This is a genomic window from Ramlibacter montanisoli (assembly GCF_013087525.1).
Classification (GTDB): Bacteria; Pseudomonadota; Gammaproteobacteria; order Burkholderiales; family Burkholderiaceae_C; genus Ramlibacter; species Ramlibacter montanisoli.
Genome location: NZ_JABFCS010000001.1, coordinates 2,686,862 through 2,707,953 on the forward strand (window position 1 = coordinate 2,686,862; position 21,092 = coordinate 2,707,953).

General features: G+C 70.3%; 22 protein-coding genes and 3 pseudogenes. 9 read left to right on the forward strand and 16 right to left on the reverse strand.

Annotated elements, in window-relative coordinates; all coding sequences use genetic code 11:
- Window positions 1-148 precede the first annotated feature (148 nt).
- The 5 genes and pseudogenes from HK415_RS23960 to HK415_RS27575 form a co-directional block, all read left to right on the forward strand.
- Complete coding sequence (locus HK415_RS23960) at window positions 149-367, forward strand: hypothetical protein (protein WP_216369793.1); 219 nt, start codon at window positions 149-151, stop codon at window positions 365-367.
- Complete coding sequence (locus HK415_RS13170) at window positions 324-1,055, forward strand: Crp/Fnr family transcriptional regulator (RefSeq protein ID WP_171559932.1); 732 nt, start codon at window positions 324-326, stop codon at window positions 1,053-1,055. Before HK415_RS23960 ends, HK415_RS13170 begins: the two co-directional genes overlap by 44 nt.
- Before the next feature lie 6 nt (window positions 1,056-1,061).
- Window positions 1,062-1,739 (forward strand): aspartate/glutamate racemase family protein, encoded by a 678-nt coding sequence (locus HK415_RS13175; protein ID WP_171559934.1) that lies wholly within the window; start codon window positions 1,062-1,064, stop codon window positions 1,737-1,739.
- Entirely contained in the window at window positions 1,732-2,790 is a 1,059-nt protein-coding gene (locus HK415_RS13180) for an Ldh family oxidoreductase (RefSeq protein ID WP_171559937.1), read from the forward strand. The genes HK415_RS13175 and HK415_RS13180 overlap by 8 nt, the downstream gene beginning before the upstream one ends.
- 172 nt (window positions 2,791-2,962) lie before the next feature.
- Window positions 2,963-3,595: pseudogene (locus tag HK415_RS27575) on the forward strand (Bug family tripartite tricarboxylate transporter substrate binding protein); the annotation flags it as partial.
- A gap of 199 nt (window positions 3,596-3,794) precedes the next feature.
- Here the strand turns inward: HK415_RS27575 and HK415_RS27580 are convergent.
- The 14 genes and pseudogenes from HK415_RS27580 to ccmA all read right to left on the reverse strand — a co-directional run bounded on the left by HK415_RS27580 (window position 3,795) and on the right by ccmA (window position 15,702).
- Entirely contained in the window at window positions 3,795-5,018 is a 1,224-nt protein-coding gene (locus tag HK415_RS27580; RefSeq protein ID WP_171559939.1) for a vanadium-dependent haloperoxidase, read from the reverse strand.
- 172 nt (window positions 5,019-5,190) lie between these two features.
- Window positions 5,191-6,750 (reverse strand): methyl-accepting chemotaxis protein, encoded by a 1,560-nt coding sequence (locus tag HK415_RS13195; RefSeq protein WP_171559942.1) that lies wholly within the window; start codon window positions 6,748-6,750, stop codon window positions 5,191-5,193.
- Between the two features lie 43 nt (window positions 6,751-6,793).
- Window positions 6,794-7,486: an aspartate/glutamate racemase family protein gene (locus HK415_RS13200; RefSeq protein ID WP_171559944.1), complete on the reverse strand. Its 693-nt coding sequence runs from the start codon at window positions 7,484-7,486 to the stop codon at window positions 6,794-6,796.
- 489 nt (window positions 7,487-7,975) lie between these two features.
- Window positions 7,976-8,371 carry a hypothetical protein gene (locus HK415_RS13205; RefSeq protein WP_171559946.1) on the reverse strand — a complete coding sequence of 132 codons (396 nt, stop codon included), beginning with the start codon at window positions 8,369-8,371 and terminating at the stop codon, window positions 7,976-7,978.
- Between the two features lie 229 nt (window positions 8,372-8,600).
- Window positions 8,601-9,986, reverse strand: coding sequence for a sigma-54-dependent transcriptional regulator (locus HK415_RS13210; RefSeq protein ID WP_171559948.1), 1,386 nt, complete (start codon window positions 9,984-9,986; stop codon window positions 8,601-8,603).
- Window positions 9,986-11,341: a sensor histidine kinase gene (locus HK415_RS13215; protein WP_171559950.1), complete on the reverse strand. Its 1,356-nt coding sequence runs from the start codon at window positions 11,339-11,341 to the stop codon at window positions 9,986-9,988. Before HK415_RS13215 ends, HK415_RS13210 begins: the two co-directional genes overlap by 1 nt.
- Before the next feature lie 51 nt (window positions 11,342-11,392).
- Entirely contained in the window at window positions 11,393-11,878 is a 486-nt protein-coding gene (locus HK415_RS25115; RefSeq protein WP_373684584.1) for a pyridoxal-phosphate dependent enzyme, read from the reverse strand.
- Between the two features lie 119 nt (window positions 11,879-11,997).
- A pseudogene (locus tag HK415_RS25120) lies at window positions 11,998-12,429 on the reverse strand (pyridoxal-phosphate dependent enzyme); the annotation flags it as partial.
- A gap of 84 nt (window positions 12,430-12,513) precedes the next feature.
- Window positions 12,514-13,044, reverse strand: a complete 531-nt coding sequence (locus tag HK415_RS13225) for a DsbE family thiol:disulfide interchange protein (protein ID WP_171559953.1) — start codon at window positions 13,042-13,044, stop codon at window positions 12,514-12,516.
- Window positions 13,041-13,484, reverse strand: coding sequence for a cytochrome c maturation protein CcmE (ccmE, locus tag HK415_RS13230; RefSeq protein WP_171559955.1), 444 nt, complete (start codon window positions 13,482-13,484; stop codon window positions 13,041-13,043). The genes HK415_RS13225 and ccmE overlap by 4 nt, the downstream gene beginning before the upstream one ends.
- Window positions 13,481-13,663 carry a heme exporter protein CcmD gene (gene ccmD, locus HK415_RS13235; protein WP_253261873.1) on the reverse strand — a complete coding sequence of 61 codons (183 nt, stop codon included), beginning with the start codon at window positions 13,661-13,663 and terminating at the stop codon, window positions 13,481-13,483. The genes ccmE and ccmD overlap by 4 nt, the downstream gene beginning before the upstream one ends.
- 4 nt (window positions 13,664-13,667) lie before the next feature.
- Window positions 13,668-14,417 carry a heme ABC transporter permease CcmC gene (gene ccmC / locus HK415_RS13240; RefSeq protein WP_171559958.1) on the reverse strand — a complete coding sequence of 250 codons (750 nt, stop codon included), beginning with the start codon at window positions 14,415-14,417 and terminating at the stop codon, window positions 13,668-13,670.
- A complete protein-coding gene (gene ccmB / locus HK415_RS13245; protein WP_171559960.1) occupies window positions 14,414-15,079 on the reverse strand; it encodes a heme exporter protein CcmB in 666 nt (221 codons plus the stop codon). Before ccmB ends, ccmC begins: the two co-directional genes overlap by 4 nt.
- Window positions 15,076-15,702: a cytochrome c biogenesis heme-transporting ATPase CcmA gene (gene ccmA / locus HK415_RS13250; protein ID WP_171559963.1), complete on the reverse strand. Its 627-nt coding sequence runs from the start codon at window positions 15,700-15,702 to the stop codon at window positions 15,076-15,078. Before ccmA ends, ccmB begins: the two co-directional genes overlap by 4 nt.
- A gap of 372 nt (window positions 15,703-16,074) precedes the next feature.
- Between ccmA and HK415_RS27130 the strand changes: the two are divergent.
- Both HK415_RS27130 and HK415_RS27135 read left to right on the forward strand, forming a co-directional pair.
- Window positions 16,075-16,161: pseudogene (locus tag HK415_RS27130) on the forward strand (hypothetical protein); the annotation flags it as partial.
- A gap of 1 nt (window position 16,162) precedes the next feature.
- Complete coding sequence (locus HK415_RS27135; protein ID WP_373684585.1) at window positions 16,163-16,276, forward strand: hypothetical protein; 114 nt, start codon at window positions 16,163-16,165, stop codon at window positions 16,274-16,276.
- Between the two features lie 86 nt (window positions 16,277-16,362).
- On the opposite strand, the gene HK415_RS13260 is transcribed toward HK415_RS27135, so the two are convergent.
- Both HK415_RS13260 and HK415_RS13265 read right to left on the reverse strand, forming a co-directional pair.
- On the reverse strand, window positions 16,363-17,559 hold the full coding sequence (locus HK415_RS13260; protein ID WP_253261874.1) for a c-type cytochrome: 1,197 nt from the start codon (window positions 17,557-17,559) through the stop codon (window positions 16,363-16,365).
- Window positions 17,540-18,991: a c-type cytochrome gene (locus tag HK415_RS13265; protein WP_309246687.1), complete on the reverse strand. Its 1,452-nt coding sequence runs from the start codon at window positions 18,989-18,991 to the stop codon at window positions 17,540-17,542. The genes HK415_RS13260 and HK415_RS13265 overlap by 20 nt, the downstream gene beginning before the upstream one ends.
- Here HK415_RS13265 and HK415_RS13270 point away from each other — a divergent pair.
- Both HK415_RS13270 and HK415_RS26385 read left to right on the forward strand, forming a co-directional pair.
- Window positions 18,873-20,036: a 6-bladed beta-propeller gene (locus tag HK415_RS13270; protein WP_253261876.1), complete on the forward strand. Its 1,164-nt coding sequence runs from the start codon at window positions 18,873-18,875 to the stop codon at window positions 20,034-20,036. The genes HK415_RS13265 and HK415_RS13270 overlap by 119 nt on opposite strands.
- Window positions 20,037-20,547: 511 nt before the next feature.
- Window positions 20,548-21,090 carry a cytochrome c3 family protein gene (locus HK415_RS26385; RefSeq protein WP_216369794.1) on the forward strand — a complete coding sequence of 181 codons (543 nt, stop codon included), beginning with the start codon at window positions 20,548-20,550 and terminating at the stop codon, window positions 21,088-21,090.
- Window positions 21,091-21,092: the final 2 nt, after the last annotated feature.

The window sequence follows — 21,092 nt, forward strand, 5'->3', positions numbered from 1 at the left end:
CACGGCCGCAAGTGGGCGACCGACGCACCGCTGCGCGAAGGCATGACGCGCATCCGCGCCCTCGTGGCGCCGAAACTCGATGCGGCCCATGCGGGTACCATGGTTGCGGCAGAGTACGCCGCCCCTCGCGGCCAAGGTGGAGGTGGAAGTGGGCAACATCGTCACGAACTGCAAGCTGCCGCCGGAGGCGGACGCGGCGCTGCACGTCGTGCTGTCGGACCTGGCGGAAGGCACCGGCGCCATGGCCGGGCGCACGCCGGGCGTGCAGCCGCGCAAGGGCCTCGTGCAGGTCGTCGCCGCGGTGAACGAGTACGGACGCTACTTTGAGCACCCCGGCTGGAAACCGATCCGCACCGCCGCCCACTGAACGGCGCAGCGCCGCGAAGGCCGTACCGGCCGGCGCGCTGCTGAAGTCCCTGCCGCTGTTCAAGGCGCTCGACGAAGCTTCGCTCGGGCGCCTGGCCGCCGCCACGCATCGCCGCGTCCTCGCACGCGGCGAACGCGTTTTCAGCCGCGGCGACGATCCCGAAGGCATGTACGTCGTGGTGTACGGGCAGGTGCGCCTGCTCGGGCGCGCGCGCGGCGGCGGCGAGCGACTGGCCGGCGTGGTGGACGCCGGCCACAGCTTCGGCGAACCCATCATGTTCCTGGAGCGTCCCGCCCTGGTGGACGCAGAGGCCGCGACCGACGCGCTGGTGCTGCAGCTGCCCAAGGAGGCCGTGTTCGCCGAGATCGAGCGCAACCCGCGCTTCGCCCGCCGCCTGATCGCCGGCCTCAGCAGCCGGCTGGAAGCGCTGGTGCAGCAGCAGGAGCGGCAGGACCGCGGCGGCGGCCAGGCGCGCGTCGTCGACTACCTGCTGCGCCAGGGCGGCAGCACGGCCGGCGTGCCCTTCACGCTGCCGGCCGCCAAGGCCGCCGTGGCGGCGCACCTGCGCCTGACCCCGGAACACTTCTCGCGGCTGCTGCACGAGCTGGCGGCCGAGGAGCTGCTGCGCATCGACGGCCGCCGCATCACGCTGCTGCAGCCCCTGCGCCTGGCCGCCCTGCGACACTGAGGCCCAATGCACCCGCCCCGCATCGCCCTCATCCATGCCACCGCGCTGGCCATGGCGCCGGTACAGGCCGCGTTCCAGCGCCACTGGCCCGCCGCGCAGTGCATGAACGTGCTGGACGACAGCCTGTCGGTGGACCGCGCCCGCGCCGGCGAACTGACGCCGGCGATGGTGCAGCGCTTCGTGGACCTCGCGGCCTATGCGCAGCGTGCCGGCTGCGGCGGCATCCTGTTCACCTGTTCCGCCTTCGGGCCCGCGATCGAAGCCGCGGCCCGCTCCACCGGGCTGCCCACGCTCAAGCCGAACGAGGCGATGTTCGAGGACGCGCTGGCGTGCCACGCGTCGCAGGCACCCTTGAAGATCGGGCTGCTGGCCACCTTCGAAGCGTCGATCGCCTCCATGTCGGCGGAACTGCGGCAGATGGCGCGCGAGCGGGGCATCGCCCTCGACCTGCGCGCCGTGTTCGTGCCGCAGGCCATGGACGACCTCGCACGCGGCGCGAGCGGCGAGCACCACCGCAAGGTGGCGGCCGCGGCGCGGCAACTGGCGGGCTGCGACGCCGTGATGCTGGCGCAGTTCTCCATGGCCGCGGCCGCGCCCGAGGTGCAGGCGCAGGTGCCCTGCCCCGTCCTGAGCAGTCCCGATTGCGCCGTCCTCGCCCTCATGCAAAGAATGCCGAATGCCTGAACCCCGCATCCCGGCGGCGCAAGTGCGCCGCTTCCTCGCCACCGCGTTCGAGCACCTCGGCATGCCGGCCGGCGATGCGCAGGTCGTTTCGCAGCTGATGACGGAAGCCGAGCTGCAGGGCTCCGACGGCCACGGCGTGATCCGGCTGGTGCCCTACGCGCGCCGCATCCGCGCCGGCGGCATCAACCTCAAGCCCGACATCCGCGTGGTCAAGGAAAAGGCCGCGATGGCGCTGATCGACGGCGACAACGGCATGGGCCACCTGGTGATGAAGCAGGCCGCCGAACTGGCGATCGCCAAGGCGCGCCAGTGCGGCATCGCCTGGGTCGGCTCGCGGCTGTCCAACCACGCGGGGCCGGCCTCGCTGTACGCGCGCATGGCGCTGGCGCAGGACATGGTCGGCATGTACTTCGCGGTGGGCAACGCCAACCACCTGCCGCCCTGGGGCGGGCTGGACATGCTGCTGTCCACCAACCCGATCGCGGTGGCCGTGCCCGCGGGCGAGGAGCCGCCGGTGGTGCTGGACATGGCGACCACCGTCGCAGCCTACGGCAAGGTCAAGGCCAAGGCGCAGCGCGGCGAGCAGATGCCGGTGGGCTGGATGATCGACCGGCAGGGCCAGCCGCTGACCGACCCGAAGCGCGCGGAGGAGGGTTTCCTGATGCCGATCGGCGGCTACAAGGGCTACGGCCTGGCGATGATCGTCGGCCTGCTGGCAGGCACGCTCAACGGCGCGGCGATGGGCAGCGAAGTCGTCGACTTCAACCACGACGACGTGACGACGACCAACACCGGGCAGGCGATCCTCGTGATCGATCCCGACGCCTTCGGCGAACTCGATGCCTTCAAGGCGCGCGTGGACAAGCTGGTGCGCGAGCTGCGCGCCAGCGAGCGCATGCCGGGCGTGGAGCGCATCTGGATGCCCGGCGAGCAGAGCCACGCGAAACGCATCGCCAACGAGCGCGACGGCCTCGCGCTGCCGGCGGCGCTGCGCACGCAGCTGGACACCTTCGCGCGCGACCTCGGCATCCCGCCGCTGCAAGACACCTGAAACGGAGACCGCCATGGCCCTCACCCGCCGCTTCGCCCTTTCCCTGCTGGCCCTGTGCGCGGCCGCTGGCGTGCACGCCCAGTCGCCCTGGCCGGCCAAGCCGATCCGCATGATCGTGCCGCTGGCCGCCGGCAGCGCGGTGGACAACGCGGCGCGCATCGTGACGCAGAAGATGGCGCAGAACCTGGGGCAGTCCATCGTGGTGGACAACCGGCCGGGCGCGGCCGGCCTGATCGGCGCCGGCGAGGTGGCCAAGGCGGCACCCGACGGCTACACGCTCGGCGGCTTCAACGACAGCATCATGACCATGGTGCCGAACATGAACCCGAAGATGCCCTGGGACATCCTCAAGGACTTCGACCCGGTGTCGCTGGTCGCCACCGTCGAATGGGGACTGGTGGTGCCGGCCGACGCGCCGGAGAAGAGCGCCGCCGACCTGATCGCCGCGGCGAAGAAGGATCCCGGCAGGATCAACTACGGCTCGGGCGGCAACGGCAGCCCGCAGCACATCGCGATGGCGCTGTTCGCGTCGCAGGCGGGCGTGCAGATGAAGCACGTGCCCTACAAGGGCGCGACGCAGGCGGCGATGGGCGTGGCGGGCAAGGAGGTGGAGACCGCCTTCCAGGGCATCGCCACCGTGACCTCGCTGGTGAAGGCGGGCAAGCTGCGCCTGATCGGCGTGACGACGCCGCGGCGCATGCCGCAGTTCCCCGACGTGCCCACCGTGTCCGAATCGGGCATGCCGGGCTTCGAATTCAACTCCTGGTTCGCGATCATGGCGCCGGCGGGGACGCCGAAGGAGATCGCGCAGCGGCTCGCCGTCGAAGTGCAGAAAGGCGCTGGCCGACCCCGAGGTGCGCGAGAAGCTCAACGCGCAGGGGCTCACCCCGCGCGGCTCGACGCCGGAGGAACTGGGCACCGCCACGCGCGCGCAGCTGGCGAAGTACGGCGCCCTGATCAAGGCAAACAACATCACCGCGGAGTAGTCCCCGCGGCGCCTGCGCTCAGCGGGGCTGCAGGTAGTTCGCGACCGCATGGGTCGCCACCTGCTGTCCCATGCGCGTGCCGACCTCCGCGGAATTGCGGTAGTGCACGCCGCTCCAGATCCGCGCGTTCGACACTTCCTGCATCAGGTCCGACAGGCGATTCCACTGGCGGGTCACGCCGGGCAGCGTGGGGCTGCTCATGGTCAGGCCCGGCATCTCGTCGCCCAGCTGGCTCTGCAGGACCGCCACCACCGTGGCCGAACTGATGCAGTGCGCGCACGGGTATTCGGGATGCAGCGGCGCGTCCACCAGCGGCAGCCAGCCCGGCTCGCGCTTGATCACCATGTTGCCGTGCTGGTCCCCGTTGCGCACGGCCGTGATCGGCCGCCAGAAGTTGTACGCGTACTTGGCGTCGAACACCGCGACCAGCGCGTCGTTGAAGGCCATGTAGGTGAGCGCCATCACGCGCGCCGCGGCGGGCGTGTCGAGCTGCCGCTTGGCCACGGACTGCCGGATGATGCCGTTGAAGGCGGGCGCGCCGGTGACCACCCAGAACTGCGCGACCTGCGTGTGCTCGGGCGTGCGCTTGCTGCCGGTGCGCGCGCCCATGGTGAGGGTCTCCTCGTAGTCGCGCGCCCAGGTCTCGCTGGTGAGGGCGGGCGGCGGCGGCGGGCGGAACTGGTCGCCGCGGGCGAGCAGCCAGGGGCGGGAGGCCCCGAAGTCGTCTCCGGCGGGCAGCGTCGTCATCACGTAGACGCCCGGACGCGTCACCGGGCGGTACGCGGTCGGCGCCCCGACGCGATCTTCCGCGCACCACGCCAGCAGCGATTCGGCCACGGCCTTGCCCAGGCCGGCACCGCCATCGCGCGCACCCGCGTCGGGCACCGTGGCCATCGTCCTGGCGAGCGCCTCGTCGAAGGCCGCGCGCTGTTCCGGGAACAGCTTCAGCAGGGCGGTGTGCGCCGCGACCGCGGCCGCGGCGTCGGGCGAGGCGCCCGCAGGCGGCGTGCCCGTGTAGCGGAAGGGTCGGTAGCGTGGCTGGATCGCATTGATCGCGTCGAACATCGCCGCGTGCACCACGGCCATGCTGCGCACGCCCATGGGAGGCGACTGGCGCGCGGTGACGACCGCCTTGAAGGCGACCTCGTTCCAGTCCATCACGGGATCGCCGCGCGCGCCGGGCGCAGCGGTCAGCAGCGCGCCGGCCAGGGCCAGCACGCGCAGGAGCAGTCGGGTGTTCATGGGGAGACTCCAGGGTCCGGCGAACGAGCCGCACCCGCCTGTTCGCCTGCGGCGGCGTCCCGGCGCCTCGGGCGGCGCGCATGGTGGACGGTTGCTCCCAACCTCAACGAGCGGAAACGGGCGGACTGTAGCCCCGCGCATCGTGCGCGGCAATGGCATGTCCCTGCCAGCGTCAGGCCCGGAAGTTCCTGTAGATCCCGCAGACCACCAGCAAATCGCCGGCGCGGGCGACGTACCCCGTCTTGGTGAGGACCTCGTTGGTGAAGGGGTGGGCCCACTTCCACTCGATCCAGCCCTCGCCCCGGCTGCGCGCGAGTTCCGCCATGTCGCGCAGGAACAGCTTGCCGTCGGCGTCGCGGCTGTCGGGGCCCATGCCGACGTTGCGCACGTTGTTGCCGTGCGCGCGCAGCACGCCGTCGCCCACGCCGATCACCATCAAGTACAGGTCGCGGTCGACGAAGCGGCCCTGGTCCTGGCGGTTGACGTCCTCGACCAGCGCCTGCCCGCCGTGGACGCGGCAGAACTCGCGGGCGGCCAGCGCCATGCCCCGCGCTTCTTCGGCCGTGCCGTACTCGCGCGCGCCGAGCGAGAAACCGGAGACCGCGCGCATCAGGCCGACCGCACGTTCGTGCAGGCTGGCGACGGTCCGCGCGGAATCCTCCACCAGCGCGGCGTTGTCCCGCGCGACGCCGTCGATGTGGGCCATGGACTGGTTCACCGAGGCGATGCCGGCGCTCTGCTCCTGGCTGGCGCCGTTGATCCCGACGACCAGCTCCTTCACCTGCCGCACCGAGGCGACGATCTCGCGCATCGCGCGGCCCGCGTCGTCCACCAGCAGCCCGCCGGCGTCGACCCGCTCCACCGACGCGACTATGAGGGACTTGATCTCGCGCGCCGCCGCGGCGCTGCGCTGCGCGAGGTTGCGCACCTCGGCGGCGACCACCGCGAAACCGCGCCCCTGCTCGCCGGCGCGCGCCGCTTCCACGGCGGCGTTCAGGGCAAGCAGGTTGGTCTGGAAGGCGATGCCGTCGATCACGCCGATGATGTCGGCGATGCTGCGCGAGCTGTGGCGGATGGCGTCCATGGTGCTGACCACCTGGTCCATCAGCACGCCGCCCTGTTCCGCGCGCTGCGAGGCGGCGGCGACGAGGGTGGTGGCCTGCTGCGCGTTGTCCGCGTTCTGGCGCACGGCCGAAGCGAGCTGCCCGATCGCCGCCGCCGTCTGCTGCAGCGCCGACACTTCCGATTCGGTGCGGCGCGAGAGCGCCTCGTTGTCGCGACGGATCTGCGAAGCGGTGGCGGCGACGCTGGTGGTGCCCGTGCGCACTTCGCTGACGATGCGAAACAGCTTGTCCTGCAATGCCTGCAAGGCCTGCTGCAGGCGCCCCGGTTCGCCGGCCGCCATGCCGGCACCGCGGTTGGCGAGGTCGCCTTCGGCCATGCCGCGCGCCTGCGCCTCGGCTTGCCGGATCGGCAGCGACACCCGGCGCAGCAGCCACAGCGCCGTCGCGGCCCCGCCCCCGAGGCCCGCGCCGCCAGCGGCCAGCACCAGCGCGCGCGCCGTTCCGTCCGTGTGCCAGGCCGCCACGGCGGTCACGGCCAGCAGTGCCAGCAGCACGATGCCGAAGCCGAGAGCCAGTCCGCCCGGCAGGGACAGCGCGTGCCGCAGCGTCGCAGGCGCGAAGGCCGGCGCCGGCTGGATTTCCAGCGGTGCGAGGGTGGTGGCTGTCATGCGGGAGGGGACTGCTTTCCACCCCTTTGTAGCGCGACTTCCCTCAGGGACTCGTCGCCCTCCGAAGGGCGGCGCGCGCGAGCAGACGGGTGGAGTCCAGTGTGGGCAGCGGCGAGTTGCCGTCATGCACGATCAGGGGCAGCTCGGTGCAGCCGAGGACCACCGCGTCGCATCCCTGCTCCTTCATGTGGCCGATGACGCCGGCCAGGGTGGCGACCTGTTGCGGCCGCTGGATGCCGTACACCAGTTCGTCCATGATCAGTCGGCCGACCTCGTCGCGCTCCTCCGGCCGGGGGCGCACGAAGGACAGCCCGTGCGCCTGCAGCCGGGACGGGTACACGTCGCTGTCCACCAGCCAGTGGGTGCCCGTGATGCCCAGCCGGCGGAAGCCGTGGCGCACGGCCTCCTGCGCCACCACGTCGGCGATGTGCAGCCAGGGCAGCGGCGAGCGTTCCTGCACCAGGTCGAAGGCCTGGTGGATGGTGTTGTCGGGGCAGATCAGGAAGTCCGCGCCGATGCGCGCCAGCTTCTCCGCCGACTGCAGCATGAGCCAGGCGACGCCTTCCGGCTCGCCCGCCTCCAGGCAATCGACGTAGCGGTCCAGTGAGTGCGTGTGCATCGACACTTCGGGGTGGCGGTGCGGCCCGAGCAGCTGCGCGCCCTCCGCGCAGATGGTGCGGTAGCACAGGGCAGCGCCTTCCGCGGAACATGCGACGATTCCGATGTGGAGGGGCATGGGGTGCATGGTGCCAGAAGGTCGCGCCCTCAGAAATCCCTGCGCACGCGGATCCCCACCGTGGTGTCGCCGGCCAGCATGTCGAGGTCGCGGGTGAGCGAAAGCTGCCAGCGCCACGCCCCCGCGCGCACGGCCGCATAGGCCGACACAGCTCGCGCACGGGTGCCAGGGCGCCCTCGGGCTGGCGCACGTCCAGGTAGGCGCCGGCTTCGTGGCCGCCGGCGAAGCGGCGGAAGCCGCCGAGCTCCGCCTGCGCGGCCGCGCGCCGCAGCCCGAGCCGCGCGAACACGCGCCAGTCCCCCATCGGATGCTGCAGCTGGAACTGGCCGGTGGAGCCGGTGCCGCCGGTGTCCGGCCCACCCGCGGCCAGGGAGTTGCCACGGGGCGCCAGCTGCGCGCCCGCGGGGGGGCGGCCGCCGCCGCCGCGAGGCCGCACAGCAGGCAGCCACGGATCACGGTGTTGCGCAGCATGGCGGTTTCTCCCCGTGCTCAGGCGTGGTCGTCGATCTCGAACTCGTCGCCGTCGTCGCCGTGGTCGTCGTCGCGCTCGGCCTCGCGGGCGATGACCACGGGCGCTTCCTCGAAGGCCTTGTGGCCGCCGCGGGTGGCATCGTCGCGGCCCCTGCCCCGGCCACGGCCGCCGCGGTCGTCGCCGCTTTCCGTTTCACGGGCGATGGTGGTCGCCGGCGCCTGCTCGGTCGCCTTCGGGTCGTCACGGCCGCGGCCGCGGCCGCGGCGGTCGTCGCCGCTTTCCGTTTCGCGCGCCAGCAGCGTCTGGCTGCCGGTGTCGCTCAGGGTGCGCTCGCCGGCGGCGGGTGCCGGGGCAGCCATCGCGCCGGAAGCGATCAGGAGGGAGGCGGCAGCGGTCAGTTGGATGAAGTTCATGGTGGATCCTCGGATGGTTGGGGGAAGGAAGCGGTGCTCCTGCACTCGCACCCTTCTCTTTGCACCGGGCGTGCCACGTCCGTGAACGGTGCTCCAGGACCGAGAAACGGTCGCCAGCGTGAACTGCATCACGCTTTCAACCCATCTGCGGGACGGATGCTGGGGGACGTCACCCATGCGCAGCGGAGCGGGTGGGTGCTATCGCCCACCCAAGGCGTTTCGAGGGGTTTCAGCGCTCGGCGCGTTGCAGGCCGTGCTTGGCCATGCGGTAGCGCAGCGTGTCGCGCGTGATCTGCAGCGCGCGCGCCGCCAGGCTCACGTTCCAGTGGTGGGCTTCCAGGGCCGCCACCAGGTGGCTGCGCTCGAGCGCATCGAGCGAGGTGGGCGCGGCCGCCGGGTGCGCGGCGCCCGGCGGCGGCGCGCCCGCCGCTGCCTCGGGCAGGCCGAGATCCTCCGCCCGCAGCAGCGGTCCGCGCTGCATCAGCACCGCGCGCTCCAGGCAGTTGCGCAGTTCTCGCACGTTGCCCGGCCACGGATAGGCACGCAGCGCGTCGATGGCGGTCTCGTCCAGCGACAGCGGCGGCCGCGCGTAGCGGGTCGCCAGCTGCTGCAGGAACTCGCGCGCGAGCAGCAGCACGTCGTCGCCGCGTTCGCGCAGCGGCGGGATGCGCACCTGGAACACCGTCAGCCGGTACACCAGGTCGCTGCGGAAGCGGCCGGCTTCCGCTTCCTTCGCCAGGTCGCGGTTGGTGGCGGCGACGATGCGCACGTTCACCTTGCGGTCCTGCAGCGCGCCGATCGGCCGCACCTTCAGGTCCTCCAGCACGCGCAGCAGCTTGGCCTGCAGCGTCAGCTCGAGTTCGCCGATCTCGTCGAGGAACAGCGTGCCGCCGTCGGCCGCCTCGATCAGGCCCACCTTGCGCGTGCGCGCGTCGGTGAAGGCGCCCTTCTCGTGGCCGAACAGCTCGTCCTCCATCAGCGCTGCCGGCAGGGCGGCGCAGTTGACCTCGATGAAGGGACCGCCCGCGCGCTGGCTCGCCAGGTGGCAGGCCCGGGCCACCAGTTCCTTGCCGGTACCCGTCTCGCCCTGCACCAGCACCGGCGCGGCGGGCGAGCGGTCGGTGGGCTCCGACTGCGCCACGGCGCGCACGAGCTCGCGCAGCTTCTGCATCCCGGGGCACTCGCCCAGCAAGGCGTCGATGCTCGCATGCCGGTTCTCGCGCTGCCGGTAGTAGCGCAGCTGCGTGCGGCCCGCGCGCTCGCGGATCGCGCGCTGCACGACCTCGTCCAGCGAGGCCAGCGACAGCGGCTTGGTGAGCAGGTCCATCGAGCCCGCCTTCATCGCCTCCACCGCCAGGTTGATGCTGCCGTGTCCCGTGACCATCACGATGCGCACTTCCTCGTCGAGCCGGCGCAGCTCGCGGATCACCTCCAGGCCGTCGAGCAGCGGCAGCTGGAAGTCCACGATCACCACGTCCGGCGTGCCCTCCCTGGCCATCTCGAGGCCGGCGCGGCCGTCGTGCGCCAGCGCCACGTCGTGGCCCTGGCGCTCGAAGTAGCGGGCGATGTTCTTCGCCAGCACCAGTTCGTCCTCGATGACGAGCAGCCGCGCCATCAGCGCGCTCCGTGCGCGGCCAGCGGCAGCGTGATGGTCACGCGGCTGCCGGCGCCATTGCGCGACTCGAGGCCGATCAGGCCGCCCCACTGCGACAGTGTGCGGCGCGCCAGCGCCAGGCCGATGCCGAGCCCGCCGCTCTTGGTGCTGAAGAAGGGCCGGAACAGCGCCTTGCGGGCTTCCTCGCTGATGCCGGTGCCCGCGTCGTCCACGGTCATCTCCAGCCGGCCGTGCGCCGTCCGCCAGCCGATCGCGATCGGCCCGCCCTGCGGCATCGCCTCGATGGCGTTGGCCAGCACGCTCAGCAGGATCTGCCGCAGCATCGCCGGGTGCGCATGCACCGCGGGCGCCTCGCCTTCCTGCAGCCGCCACTGCACGCCCTGCCGGTGCATCTCGGGCTGCAGTTCCAGCAGGCAGTCGCGCCACATGGGAGTGGTCTCGACCGCCTCGCGCGGCAGCTGTGCCGCATGCGACACCCGCACCAGCTCCGTGATCCAGCGGTTGGCGCGGTCCACCGAGGCGATGATGTCCTCGCGGTTCTCCGCCTGTTCGGCGGCCGCCCCGCCATCCATCATCTCGGCGGCGGTGCGGATGGAGGCCAGCGGGTTGCGCAGGTTGTGCGCCACCGCGCCGGCCAGCTCGACGGCGCTCGCCAGCGCCTGCGATTCCGACAATCGCGCCTGCTGCTCGCGCATCACGCGGTCGGCGCGCCCGACCACGCCGTTGAGCGCGAGGAACAGCACGACGGCGGAGCCCGCGCACGCGAGCCAGAGCTGCAGCACCGCTTCACGGATGGCCGCGCTGAGCTGCACGGGCACCTTGTACAGCTCGATCACCCCCAGCACCTTGCGCGGATCGTCGGGCGCGAGCACCGGGATGTAGCTCTCCACGAAGTAATGGGTCTGCTGCGACAGTCCCGCATGCTCCTGCTTGTCGGGTCCCCTGCCCAGGGTGCCGCTGTGCACCACCAGCTCGCCGCGCAGGGCTTCCTGCAGCTCGCGGTTGTCGGCGTCGCGGCGGCCGATGAGCGCGCGGTCGGTGGACCAGAGCACGCGGCCGTCGGCGCCGAAGGCATTGGCGCGCATCGGCTCGGTCATGGACGACAGGTGCTCCATGGTGCCGAGGAAACGCTGCTGCAGGCCGGGGTCGGCCGGGTTGCGCAGGAAATCGGCGGAGCGGTCGGTGACCAGCAGGTTGCGGATGAACTCCATGCTCACCTGGCCCTCGCGCTTGAGCATGCGTTCGGTGAGCATCTGCGACAGCAGCCAGCCCAGGCCCAGCGCGATGCCGACGATCACGATCAGACTCGTCGCGGCAAAGCGCCGGCGCAGGCTGAAGGTCGACGTTGCGTCCATGCCTGCCGATTGTGCAGAAGGGCCTGCGCCGTGCAAGGCGCCGGGGCCCGATCAGGCAGGGAGTTTGATCTCGCCCAATACTTCGCGCTCGTACGCGTGCAGCGAGGGCAGACCGCCGGTGTGCAGGAACAGCACGTCCTCGCCCGCCTTCAGCTCGCCGCTGCGCGCCAGGCCGATCAGGCCGGCCATGATCTTGCCGGTGTAGACCGGGTCGAGCGGGATGCCTTCGGTGCGGGCGAGCATCTGCACCGCCTCCACCATGCGCTGGTTGCCCATGGAGTACTTCGGCTGCCAGTAGCCGCCGACGCAGTTCACGTGCTCCGGCTTGACCCGGATGTCCACGCCCAGCAGGTCGAGCACCGCCTGCGCTTCCTTCAGCACCAGCGGCTGCTGGTCCGGCAGGTCGCGGCTGACGCCGATGCCGACGATGGGGATGCGGATGTTGTTGCCCAGGAAGCCCGCGACCAGGCCGCCATGCGTGCCCGAGCTGCCGGAGCCCACCACGATGCGGTCGAACGACAGGCCCTCGTCGAACATCTGCTGCTGCAGTTCCTGCGCGCAGGCGACGTAGCCCAGGCCACCGATGGCATTGGACCCGCCCCCGGGATGATGTAGGCCTTGCGGCCCGCCTTGGCCACGTCGTCCGCGACCTTCTGCATCTCCGCGGCCATGTTGCTGCCGCCGGGCACGACGGTGACCGCCTCCACGCCCAGCAGGCGGAACATGAAGTTGTTGCCGCTGGCGTCGGGCCTGTAGCTTTCCGGCACGCGCTCCTCGATGACGAAGCGGCACTTCAGCCCTTCCTTCACCGCGGCGGCCAGGGTGATGCGGCAGTGGTTGGACTGCGGCGCGCCGCAGGTCACCAGCGTGTCGGCGCCCCTGGCGAGCGCATCGGCCACCAGGAACTCGAGCTTGCGCGTCTTGTTGCCGCCGGGGAACAGGCCCAGCATGTCGTCGCGCTTGATCCAGACCTTGGGGCCCCGGCCGCCGGGGCAGGTGGCGGCCAGCGCCTGGCTGAAGTTGGGGAGGTATTCGAGCGGCGTCGCGAAGGGTGTGTAGCGACGGCGGGGGAAGCGGGAGAGGTCCATGCGGAGATGGTATGCGAAGCCGCCGCGGCCAAAAAAAAGCCCGGCCGAAGCCGGGCACGTGTCACCTTGGAGGTGGCAATGCAATCAGGATTTCTTCAGCTCCGCGATCATCGGCAGGATGGTCTTCTGCAGGGCTTCGGGAGTGATCGGGCCGACGTGCTTGTGGCGGATGCGGCCGTTCTTGTCGATGATGAAGGTCTCCGGCACGCCGTACACGCCGTAGTCGATGCCGACGCGGCCTTCCAGGTCCAGCGCGGACAGGATGTAGGGGTCGCCCTGCTGCTGCAGGAACTTGAGCGCGTCCTCCGGCTTGTCCTTGTAGTCGAGGCCGACCACGGGCACGACCTTGGCGTTGTGGATCTCCACCAGCAGCGGGTGTTCCACGCGGCAGGCGGTGCACCAGGACGCCCAGACGTTCAGCATCCAGACCTGGCCCTTCATGTCCGCCGGCGAGAAGTCCTTGTCCAGCGCCTGCACCTGCTTCAACGAGAACTGAGGCGCCGGCTTGTCGATCATGGTGGACGGCAGCTTGCGCGGGTCGCGCGTGAGCCCCACGCCCAGGAACACGGCGATCACCAGGAAGATCGCCAGCGGGACGAGGTACTTGACTTTCATTTCAGGCTGCTCGGGCTCGAATGCTTCTTGGCCTGGTCGATCGCGTGCTGCGCCTCGGCCGGCATGTAGTTCTCGTCGTGCTTGGCCAGGACCTCGGCGGCCTTGAACTGGCCGTTGGCTTCCAGCCTGCCCTGCACCACGGCGCCCTTGCCTTCCTTGAACAGGTCGGGCAGCAGGCCGGTGTAGGAGACGTTGATGTCCTTGACCGTGTCGGTGATGACGAAGTGCGCCGTCAGGTCCTGCCGCCGGAGCGACCCTTCCTTGACCAGCCCGCCGATGCGGAAGGCGCGGCCTTCCGGCGCCTTGCCGGCCAGGACCTCGGTCGGGGTGACGTACAGCGCGATGTTGCTGTTCAGCGCGTTGAGCACCAGCGCCGAGGCCGTGCCCAGGGCGACCAGGCCGGCCGCGATGATGGCGCCGCGTTTCTGCCAGTTCTTCATGCCAGTTCCCTATCCATTCTTTCTGCCCGCGCACGCCGCCGCAGGCTGCGGACGATCTCGCTGGTGCGGCGCTTGAGCAGCAGCTGCTCCACCACCAGGGCCGCGGCGCTCACGCCGAAGCTGCCCCAGACGTACAGGCCGTATCCCCCATGTGGAGGAAGTCGGACATCGAATTCCATTGCATCACGCGGCAGCCTCCGGCAGGTGCAGCACCCAGTCCGTATGCGCCTCGCGTTCGAGGATGATGGCGCGCAGGCGGGTGAGTGCGGCGGCGATCGAGTACATCCAGATGCACAGGGCCATCAACAGCATGCCCCAAAGCATGGTCTGTGCCATCGAGGGCGCCTTGGTCAGCGACACCGTGGATCCCTGGTGCAGGGTGTTCCACCACTTCACCGAGAAATAGATGATGGGGACATTCACCACGCCGACCAGGGCCAGCACGGCGGCGGCGCGGTCGGCGCGGCGCGGCTCGTCGATGGCCGCGTGCAGCGCCATGAAGCCCAGGTAGAGGAACAGCAGGATCAGCTCGGAGGTCAGGCGCGCGTCCCAGACCCACCAGGTGCCCCACATCGGCTTGCCCCACAGCGCCCCGGTCCACAGGGACAGGAAGGCCATCAGCGCGCCGGTGGGCGCCAGCGCCAGGGCGACCATGGAGGACAGGCGGGTGTTGAAGGCCATGCCCACGCCGGCCCAGGTGGCCATGACGATGTAGATGAACATCGACATCCAGGAGGCGGGCACGTGGATGAAGATGATGCGGTATCCCTCGCCCTGCTGCGCGTCGGTCGGGGCGACGAAGAAGCCCAGGTACAGGCCGGCCACGCCGAACAGGGCGGCCAGCATCCAGAACCAGGGAATCAGTTTCCCGGCCACGGGATAGAAATTCACCGGGCTCGAGAACTTGAACCAGTTGACCAATCGATGACTCATTCCAGCGAGATCCTCAAGGCCGCCGTGGTCGCCCACGGCGCGAAAAACAAAGACACCGCAAGAAGCGCGCCCAGCAGCGACAGGTGGCCGCCGGCCCCCTGGCCCGACAGGTGCGCCTGGACGGCACCGGCGCCGAAGATCAGAGTGGGAATGTACAGCGGCAGCACCAGCAGGCTGAGCAACGCCCCTCCGCCCCGTACGCCCAAGGTCAGGGCGGCGCCGATCGCCCCGAGCAGGGACAGCACCGGCGTCCCCACCAGCAGGCCGATCGTCAGCACCACCAGCGCCTCGGCGTCCAGGTCGAACTGCAGGCCCAGCAGCGGCGCCAGCACCACCACCGGCAGGCCCGACACCACCCAGTGGGCGGCGATCTTGCCGGCCACCAGCAGCGGCAGCGGCGCGCTGGAAAGGACCATCTGCTCCAGGGTGCCGTCGGCATGGTCGGTGGCGAACATGCGCTGCAGGCCCAGCATGGTGGCCAGCAGGGCGCCGACCCACAGCACGCCGGGGCCGATCTTGCGCAGCAGCGAGGGCTCCGGGCCGATGCCCAGCGGGAACAGGCTGCTGACGATCACGAAGAAGAACAGGGCGGTCAAGACCTCGGCCTTGCGGCGCATGGCCAGCAGGAGGTCCCTCCGCAAGATGCTGACGAGGGCGCTCACAGATCGACAACCTGTCCCGGCGGCAGCGGGATGGACTGGTGGCTCGTGAGGACCGCCATGCCGCCGGCCTTCACGTGGTCGGCGACCAGGTGCGAGATGAAGTCCACCGCCTTGACGTCCAGCGCGGTGAAGGGCTCGTCCAGGATCCACAGCTTCGCCGGCCGGGTGACGGTGCGCGCCAGCAGCACGCGCCGCTTCTGGCCGGCCGACAGGAAGCGCACGGGCAGCTCCTCGCGGCCTGCCAGGCCGAAGCGCACCAGGGCCTCCTGCGCCTGCTCCTCGCTGATCTTCACGCCGTCCATCTCGGCGGCGAACTGCACGTTCTCCAGGGCCGTCAGGTCCTCCTTCACGGCGGCGCGGTGGCCCAGGTACATCAGCTCGCGGCGGAATTCCTCGCCGCCGATCTTCTCGCCGTTCCAGCGCACCTCGCCCGCGTCGGGATGGGACAGGCCGGCCAGCAGGCGCAGCAGGCTGGTCTTGCCGGCGCCGTTGGCGCCGCGCACATGGGCCCAGCTGCCCGCGCCGACGGTGAAGCCGACGTCCGAGAACAGGGGCGTGCCGTGCCGCGCACGCAGGTCAATCCGTGAACACTGAGCATTGGACGAGCGTAACGCAAGGCCCATGCCGCTCCCCTTCCCCCAGTGAACGGCCGGGCTGGAAGGCCGCGGCCCTTCCCGATCGCAGGAAAACCGGCCGGCATTTTCCTTCCCGCGAGACAGGGCGCGCGTTCCCGCGCAAGGCACACGTAAGCGCCCACCCCCGCAAGCTTGACCGGCATCAAGCTTTGGCCCGCCCAGGGTCCCTGGCCCTCATCCGTGGCTCTTCCGGCATGTCGCTTGCAACGAGGCTGCCGCTTTCCCTCCTTTCCTCAACCCCTTTTGGAGATTCCACCGATGAAGAGCATTGCAGCGGGCCTGATTGCCCTGGCGACGATGGGCCTGGCTTCCACCGCGATGGCGGCCGACGGCAAGGCCGTGTACGAGCAGACCTGCGCCATGTGCCACGCCGCCGGCGTGGCCAACGCCCCAAGCTGGGCGACAAGGCCGCCTGGGCCCCCGCGTCGCCACCGGCAAGGCCGCCCTCGTGGCGTCCGTGACCAAGGGCAAGGGCGCCATGCCCGCCAAGGCCGGCAACGCCGCCCTGGCCGACGCCGACATCGCTGCTGCCGTCGACTACATGGTCGGCGCGGCCAAGTAAAGAAGAAGAGGGAGTGCTGCAAGGGCACTCCCCACCCCTCCGGAAAAGCGGCCCGATCGGGCCGCTTTTTCGTGGGCGTCCCGGTTTCAGCGCCGGGCCGCCGGGGCGGCGGCCATGCCCTGCACGGGGTGGAAGGCCTTGTGGATGTAAGCCGCCAGGGCATCGATCTCCGCGGGGCTGAGCACGCTCTTCCAGGCCGGCATCGAGGTGTTGGGCAGGCCCTCGTTGATCGAGCGCACCAGGCGTTCCTTCGTCATGCCCTTCATCTGCTGCGGGTCGGTCAGGTCGCGCGGGTGCGGCTCGAGGAAGCTGCCGATCCAGCCCTTGGAAGTGCCGTCGCCGGCATGGCAGAAGGCGCAGTTCCTGTGGAACAACTTCTCGCCCTGCAGTTCCTGCGCGCTGGCGTTCACCAGCACCGGCGGCTTGTCGTGGATGACGTAGTTGGAAGCGACCTGCGCCTCGGGCCGCGTGGGCGAACGCACGGGCACGCTGCCGTCACGCTCGGCGAAGGTGTGCGTGGCCGGGCGCTGCGGATGGCTGACGCCCTTGGGTTCGGAACGCGGCACGTCCTGGTGGCAGCTGGAGCAGTAGGCGTCGCGCGGGAAGCTCACCGGCCGTGATTCCCAGGCCTTGCCCGGGTCGTTCACCTTGCCGTGGTCGTGGCAGGTGATGCAGGAAGTGCGGAACATGCGCATGCCTTCCTGCTGCTCCGCGGACAGCTTGTCCCAGGGCGTGTCGATGGCGATGTCGCCGCGCGCGAACGGGAAGGCCTTGGCGTAGCGTTGTTCGTGGTCGGGCCAGCCTGCTTCCTTGGTGTGGTAGCGCGTGTTCTTCGCGCGGCTCACCAGGAATTCCTGCCGCAGGAACTGCGACACGGCTTCCATCTCCTGGTCGTTCAGGATGCCGGTGAAACCCTTCATCGCGGTGTTGGGCACGCCGTGCCGGACGGCGGACATCACGCGCTCGTGCGGCATCTCCTCCGCGCGGGTCTCCTGGAAGTTGCGCGGCTTCGGGTTCAGGTAGCTCGTGGCCAGGGTCTTCGCGTCGCCGGAGTAGCCGTGGCAGAAGTAGCAGCGGTAGTTCCACACCGCGCGTCCCAGCTCCATGGTGGCTTCGCTGGGCGGCGCCATCGGCGCGGCGGCCACCGTCGTCCGGGCCGCGGCGGGGGCGGCCGGCGCCGCGGGGCGCTCGCCGCACGCGCTGGCCAGGGCGGCGGCGAGGGCCAGGGCGGCGGCGCCGAGCCAGCGCCGCGCGCCCCCGGACTCACTTCCTGCTCGCGACATCGGCCTTCTTGGGAGGCTGGATGAAGGCGCGGAACACGTACTCCGAGACATTCGCGATTTCCTGCTTGGTGAGCACCTTGTCCCAGGCGGGCATCTCGGTGCCGCGCCGGCCGAGCGACACGCCGTCGAAGATGACGGGGCGGTTCATGGCCTTGCGCGATTCGGCGCTGGTGAACACCGCCGGCTTGGGGTTGATGAAATAGGCGCGCGGGCCCTGGCCGTCGCCCTTGTTGCCGTGGCAGGTGGCGCAGTTGGCTTCGTAGAACTTCTTGCCGGCGGCGAAGTCGCCCTTGAGCCCTTCGTTGAACGACGCCTTCATGTCCAGCTTGCCCGCCGTGCCGTGGCCGTGCGCCGCGTGCGAGTTCTCGTCGCCCTTGGCGCCGCCGCCGTGGTCGTGGTGGGCGTGGGCGCTGTGGTCCTCGCCCTTCCTGGCGGCCTTCTCCTGCGCCTTCGCCTGCTTCGACGACGGCATCCCGTGGGCATGCGTGCCGGAGATGCCGGTGTCGCCTTCGACGCGCATGAAGGCCGTGCGGATGTAGTCGACCACCGCTTCGATTTCCTGCCGGTTGAAGCGCGTAGAGTAGCCGTTCATGGCGGTGTTCGGGCGGCCGTTGGCCACCGCGGTGATCATGCGGTCGCGCGTGAGGTCTGCCTTGGCGCCGGCCGACGAGAAATCGCGCGGCGAGGGCTTGAGGTTGGCGCTGGCCCACATGGAGCCGTTGCCGCGCTCGCCGTGGCACACCGAGCAGACGCGCGCATAGATCTGGCGGCCGCGGTTCTCGTCGGTGATGCTCGGGCGCATGAAGGTGCCGCGCACGTAGTCGACCACCTTGGCGATCTGCTGGTCGCTCATCTGGTCCTTCCAGCCCACCATGGCCGTGCCGGGCACGCCGGTCTTGACGGCGGCGATCATGCGCTCGCGGGTGAGTTCCTGCGCGGACTTGGCGGAGGTGAAGTCGCGCGGCGGCGGGTTCAGGCCGCCCCTGGCCCGGCTGTTGCCGTCGCCAGCGTCGCCGTGGCACACGGAACAGTAGTTGTGATAGAGCGCCGCGGGCGTCTGTTGCGCTGCGTCATTGCTGGGTTGCCTGCCACCGCCGGGCTGCCGGCCCAGCCGAAGGCCAGGACGATGGCGGCGGCGGCCCAGAAGCGGGTCAGGCGGGACGTAGCTGGATTTGTAAACATGTCCTCTCCATGCGGGAATGGCCTCCCCGTGCAACTTCGGTGCCACCTTTGCGCGCCGTGGCACGGGGCTTGCGTTTTGGCCCTCCATCCGCTGGCCGGAACGGCCGGCACCCCCTGGAGGCACCTCAGACATGAACCCCCGATTCTCGAAAGCGAGCCGCCTGTGCGCGGTTCTGGGAATGGCCGGCCTGCTGCTGGCCGCTGGCTGCGCGGAGGCCCCCAAAGCCCCTGCCGCCAAGAAGGAAGACATCCCCGTGTTCCCGCCGCCGCCGGAAACGGCGCGCATCTACTGGGAGCGCATGCTGATGTCCAGCGCCGACGTGGTGGCCGACGACAAGGACGGTTCGCTGCGCCGCATGGTCACCGGTGAAGTGCGCGCCGGCCAGGGCATCGACAAGCCCTATGGCGTGGCCGCCCGCGACGGCAAGGTCTACGTCGGCGACACCGTGGGCCGCCACGTCGCCGTGTTCGACCTCAACTCAAAGAAGTACTCCCGCATCGGCCAGGACGACCCGGGCGCCCTGCGCATGCCCTTCGGCATGGAGCTCGACGCCGCCGGCAACCTGTACGTGGTGGACGGCACCCTCAAGCGCGTGCACGTCTACGACCCGAACGGCAAGTTCCTGCGCATGATCGGGCAGGACCTGAAACTGAGCCGCCCGGTCGGCGTGGCGATCGACGACGAGCGCAAGCGCCTGTACGTGGTGGACGCCGGGGGCGTCGAAAGCCCCGAGCACAAGGTCCGCGTGCTGGACCTGGTCACCGGCAAGCCGCTGTTCGACATCGGCAAGCGCGGCGACGGCCCCGGCGAGCTCAACCTCCCGCGCGATGCGGCCGTGGGCAAGGACGGGCAGGTGTACGTGGTCGACGGCGGCAACTTCCGCATCCAGGTGTTCGACAAGGACGGCAAGTTCGTCAAGACGATCGGCGCGATCGGCCGCCAGAGCGGCCAGTTCTCGCGGCCCAAGGAGATCGCCGTGGACGCCAAGGGCAACCTGTACGTGGTGGACACCGCCTTCGGCAACTTCCAGATCTTCGATCCGGAAGGTCGCCTGCTGCTGGACGTCGGCTCGCGCGGCAACAGCAACGCGCCGGCGAAGTTCATGCTGCCCTCGGGCATCGCGGTGGACAACGACGGCCGCATCTACATGGCCGACCAGTTCTTCCGCAAGGTCGACGTGTTCCGACCCGCCGAACTCCCCGCCTCCGCCCGCTATGGCGCCGCGCCCGCCGCGGCCGCCGCTGCTTCTTCCCCCGCCACCACCGCCGGCGCCGCGCCGGCCGCCTCGCGCTGACACCAGCTTCCGGGAATCGGAACCCCCGATTCCCGGATGCGGGAAGCACCCCTCCCAAGGTTTGACGCCGATCAAGTAGCTGGGCGTTTTTGGGCTGAAAACGAATGTTTCGGGGCTGGCACGCAAGATGCGATGAACACGGCGATGGTTGCGGGAGGGTCTCGCGGCTCGTCACAAACCTGAAGGAGATGGATATGGGCTGGAAGCAAATGGTCGCAAGGGCGACCACGCGGAAGGGTTTCGGAACCCTCGCAATGGCACTTGCCTTCGCAGTCGCTGGTGTGGCCACGAGCCTGCCCGCGCAAGCGCAGATCAAGGACACGAAACACAACCTCGGCACCACCGGTACCGGCGTCAACAAGTTCAGCGGCACCGCGGAAATCTGCGTGTTCTGCCACACGCCTCACGGCGCCGACACCAGCGCCGCGGTCCCCTGTGGAACCGCACGCTGCCGGCCGCGAACACGTTCACGACCTATGACAGCCTGGGCACGTCCTCCCTGGACGGCAAGGTGGTCCCGGTCGGCTCCGTGTCGATCGCCTGCCTGTCCTGCCACGACGGCGTGACCTCCATGAGCACGGTGATCAACCAGCCTGGCTCCGGCGGCTACAACACCGGCGTCTCGATGGCGGGCACCTGGACCGGCGCGAACCAGTCCAACGGCACGCTCGGCGTCGCCGGCCAGATCTCGAACATCGGCCAGGACCTGAAGAACGACCACCCGGTCGGCATCCAGTACGGCGGCGGTGGCATCACGGTCACCTCCCCGGCGGCCACCACCAAGGACGCGGACTTCATCAAGCCCGCCAACAAGGTGATGAACAACACCACCGTGTGGTGGGTCGACACCGAGACCACCGCGAACGCGGAACGCAACAAGACCGACATGCTGCTGTACACCCGCGCTGCGGGCGGCGGCACGAGCTCGGCCACCGATGCGGAACCCTTCGTGGAATGCGCGAGCTGCCACGACCCGCACACGAAGGCGAACCCCACGTTCCTGCGGATCAGCAATGACGGCAGCGCCGTGTGCCTGGCCTGTCACGTGAAGTAACG

Coding starts and splice junctions, on each gene's coding strand:
- ccmA (WP_171559963.1), bottom strand. CDS start 15,702: ATGGGCCTTGCGTTACGCTCGTCCAATGCTCAGTGTTCACGGATTGAC.
- ccmC (WP_171559958.1), bottom strand. CDS start 14,417: ATGAGTCATCGATTGGTCAACTGGTTCAAGTTCTCGAGCCCGGTGAAT.
- HK415_RS13180 (WP_171559937.1), top strand. CDS start 1,732: ATGCCTGAACCCCGCATCCCGGCGGCGCAAGTGCGCCGCTTCCTCGCC.
- HK415_RS13195 (WP_171559942.1), bottom strand. CDS start 6,750: ATGACAGCCACCACCCTCGCACCGCTGGAAATCCAGCCGGCGCCGGCC.
- HK415_RS27580 (WP_171559939.1), bottom strand. CDS start 5,018: ATGAACACCCGACTGCTCCTGCGCGTGCTGGCCCTGGCCGGCGCGCTG.
- HK415_RS13205 (WP_171559946.1), bottom strand. CDS start 8,371: ATGAACTTCATCCAACTGACCGCTGCCGCCTCCCTCCTGATCGCTTCC.
- HK415_RS13175 (WP_171559934.1), top strand. CDS start 1,062: ATGCACCCGCCCCGCATCGCCCTCATCCATGCCACCGCGCTGGCCATG.
- ccmD (WP_253261873.1), bottom strand. CDS start 13,663: ATGGAATTCGATGTCCGACTTCCTCCACATGGGGGATACGGCCTGTAC.
- HK415_RS13225 (WP_171559953.1), bottom strand. CDS start 13,044: ATGAAAGTCAAGTACCTCGTCCCGCTGGCGATCTTCCTGGTGATCGCC.
- ccmE (WP_171559955.1), bottom strand. CDS start 13,484: ATGAAGAACTGGCAGAAACGCGGCGCCATCATCGCGGCCGGCCTGGTC.
- HK415_RS13215 (WP_171559950.1), bottom strand. CDS start 11,341: ATGGACGCAACGTCGACCTTCAGCCTGCGCCGGCGCTTTGCCGCGACG.
- HK415_RS13210 (WP_171559948.1), bottom strand. CDS start 9,986: ATGGCGCGGCTGCTCGTCATCGAGGACGAACTGGTGCTGGCGAAGAAC.
- HK415_RS13200 (WP_171559944.1), bottom strand. CDS start 7,486: ATGCCCCTCCACATCGGAATCGTCGCATGTTCCGCGGAAGGCGCTGCC.
- HK415_RS13265 (WP_309246687.1), bottom strand. CDS start 18,991: ATGTCTTCCTTCTTGGCGGCAGGGGCTTTGGGGGCCTCCGCGCAGCCA.
- HK415_RS13270 (WP_253261876.1), top strand. CDS start 18,873: ATGAACCCCCGATTCTCGAAAGCGAGCCGCCTGTGCGCGGTTCTGGGA.
- HK415_RS13260 (WP_253261874.1), bottom strand. CDS start 17,559: ATGTCGCGAGCAGGAAGTGAGTCCGGGGGCGCGCGGCGCTGGCTCGGC.
- HK415_RS25115 (WP_373684584.1), bottom strand. CDS start 11,878: ATGTTCGACGAGGGCCTGTCGTTCGACCGCATCGTGGTGGGCTCCGGC.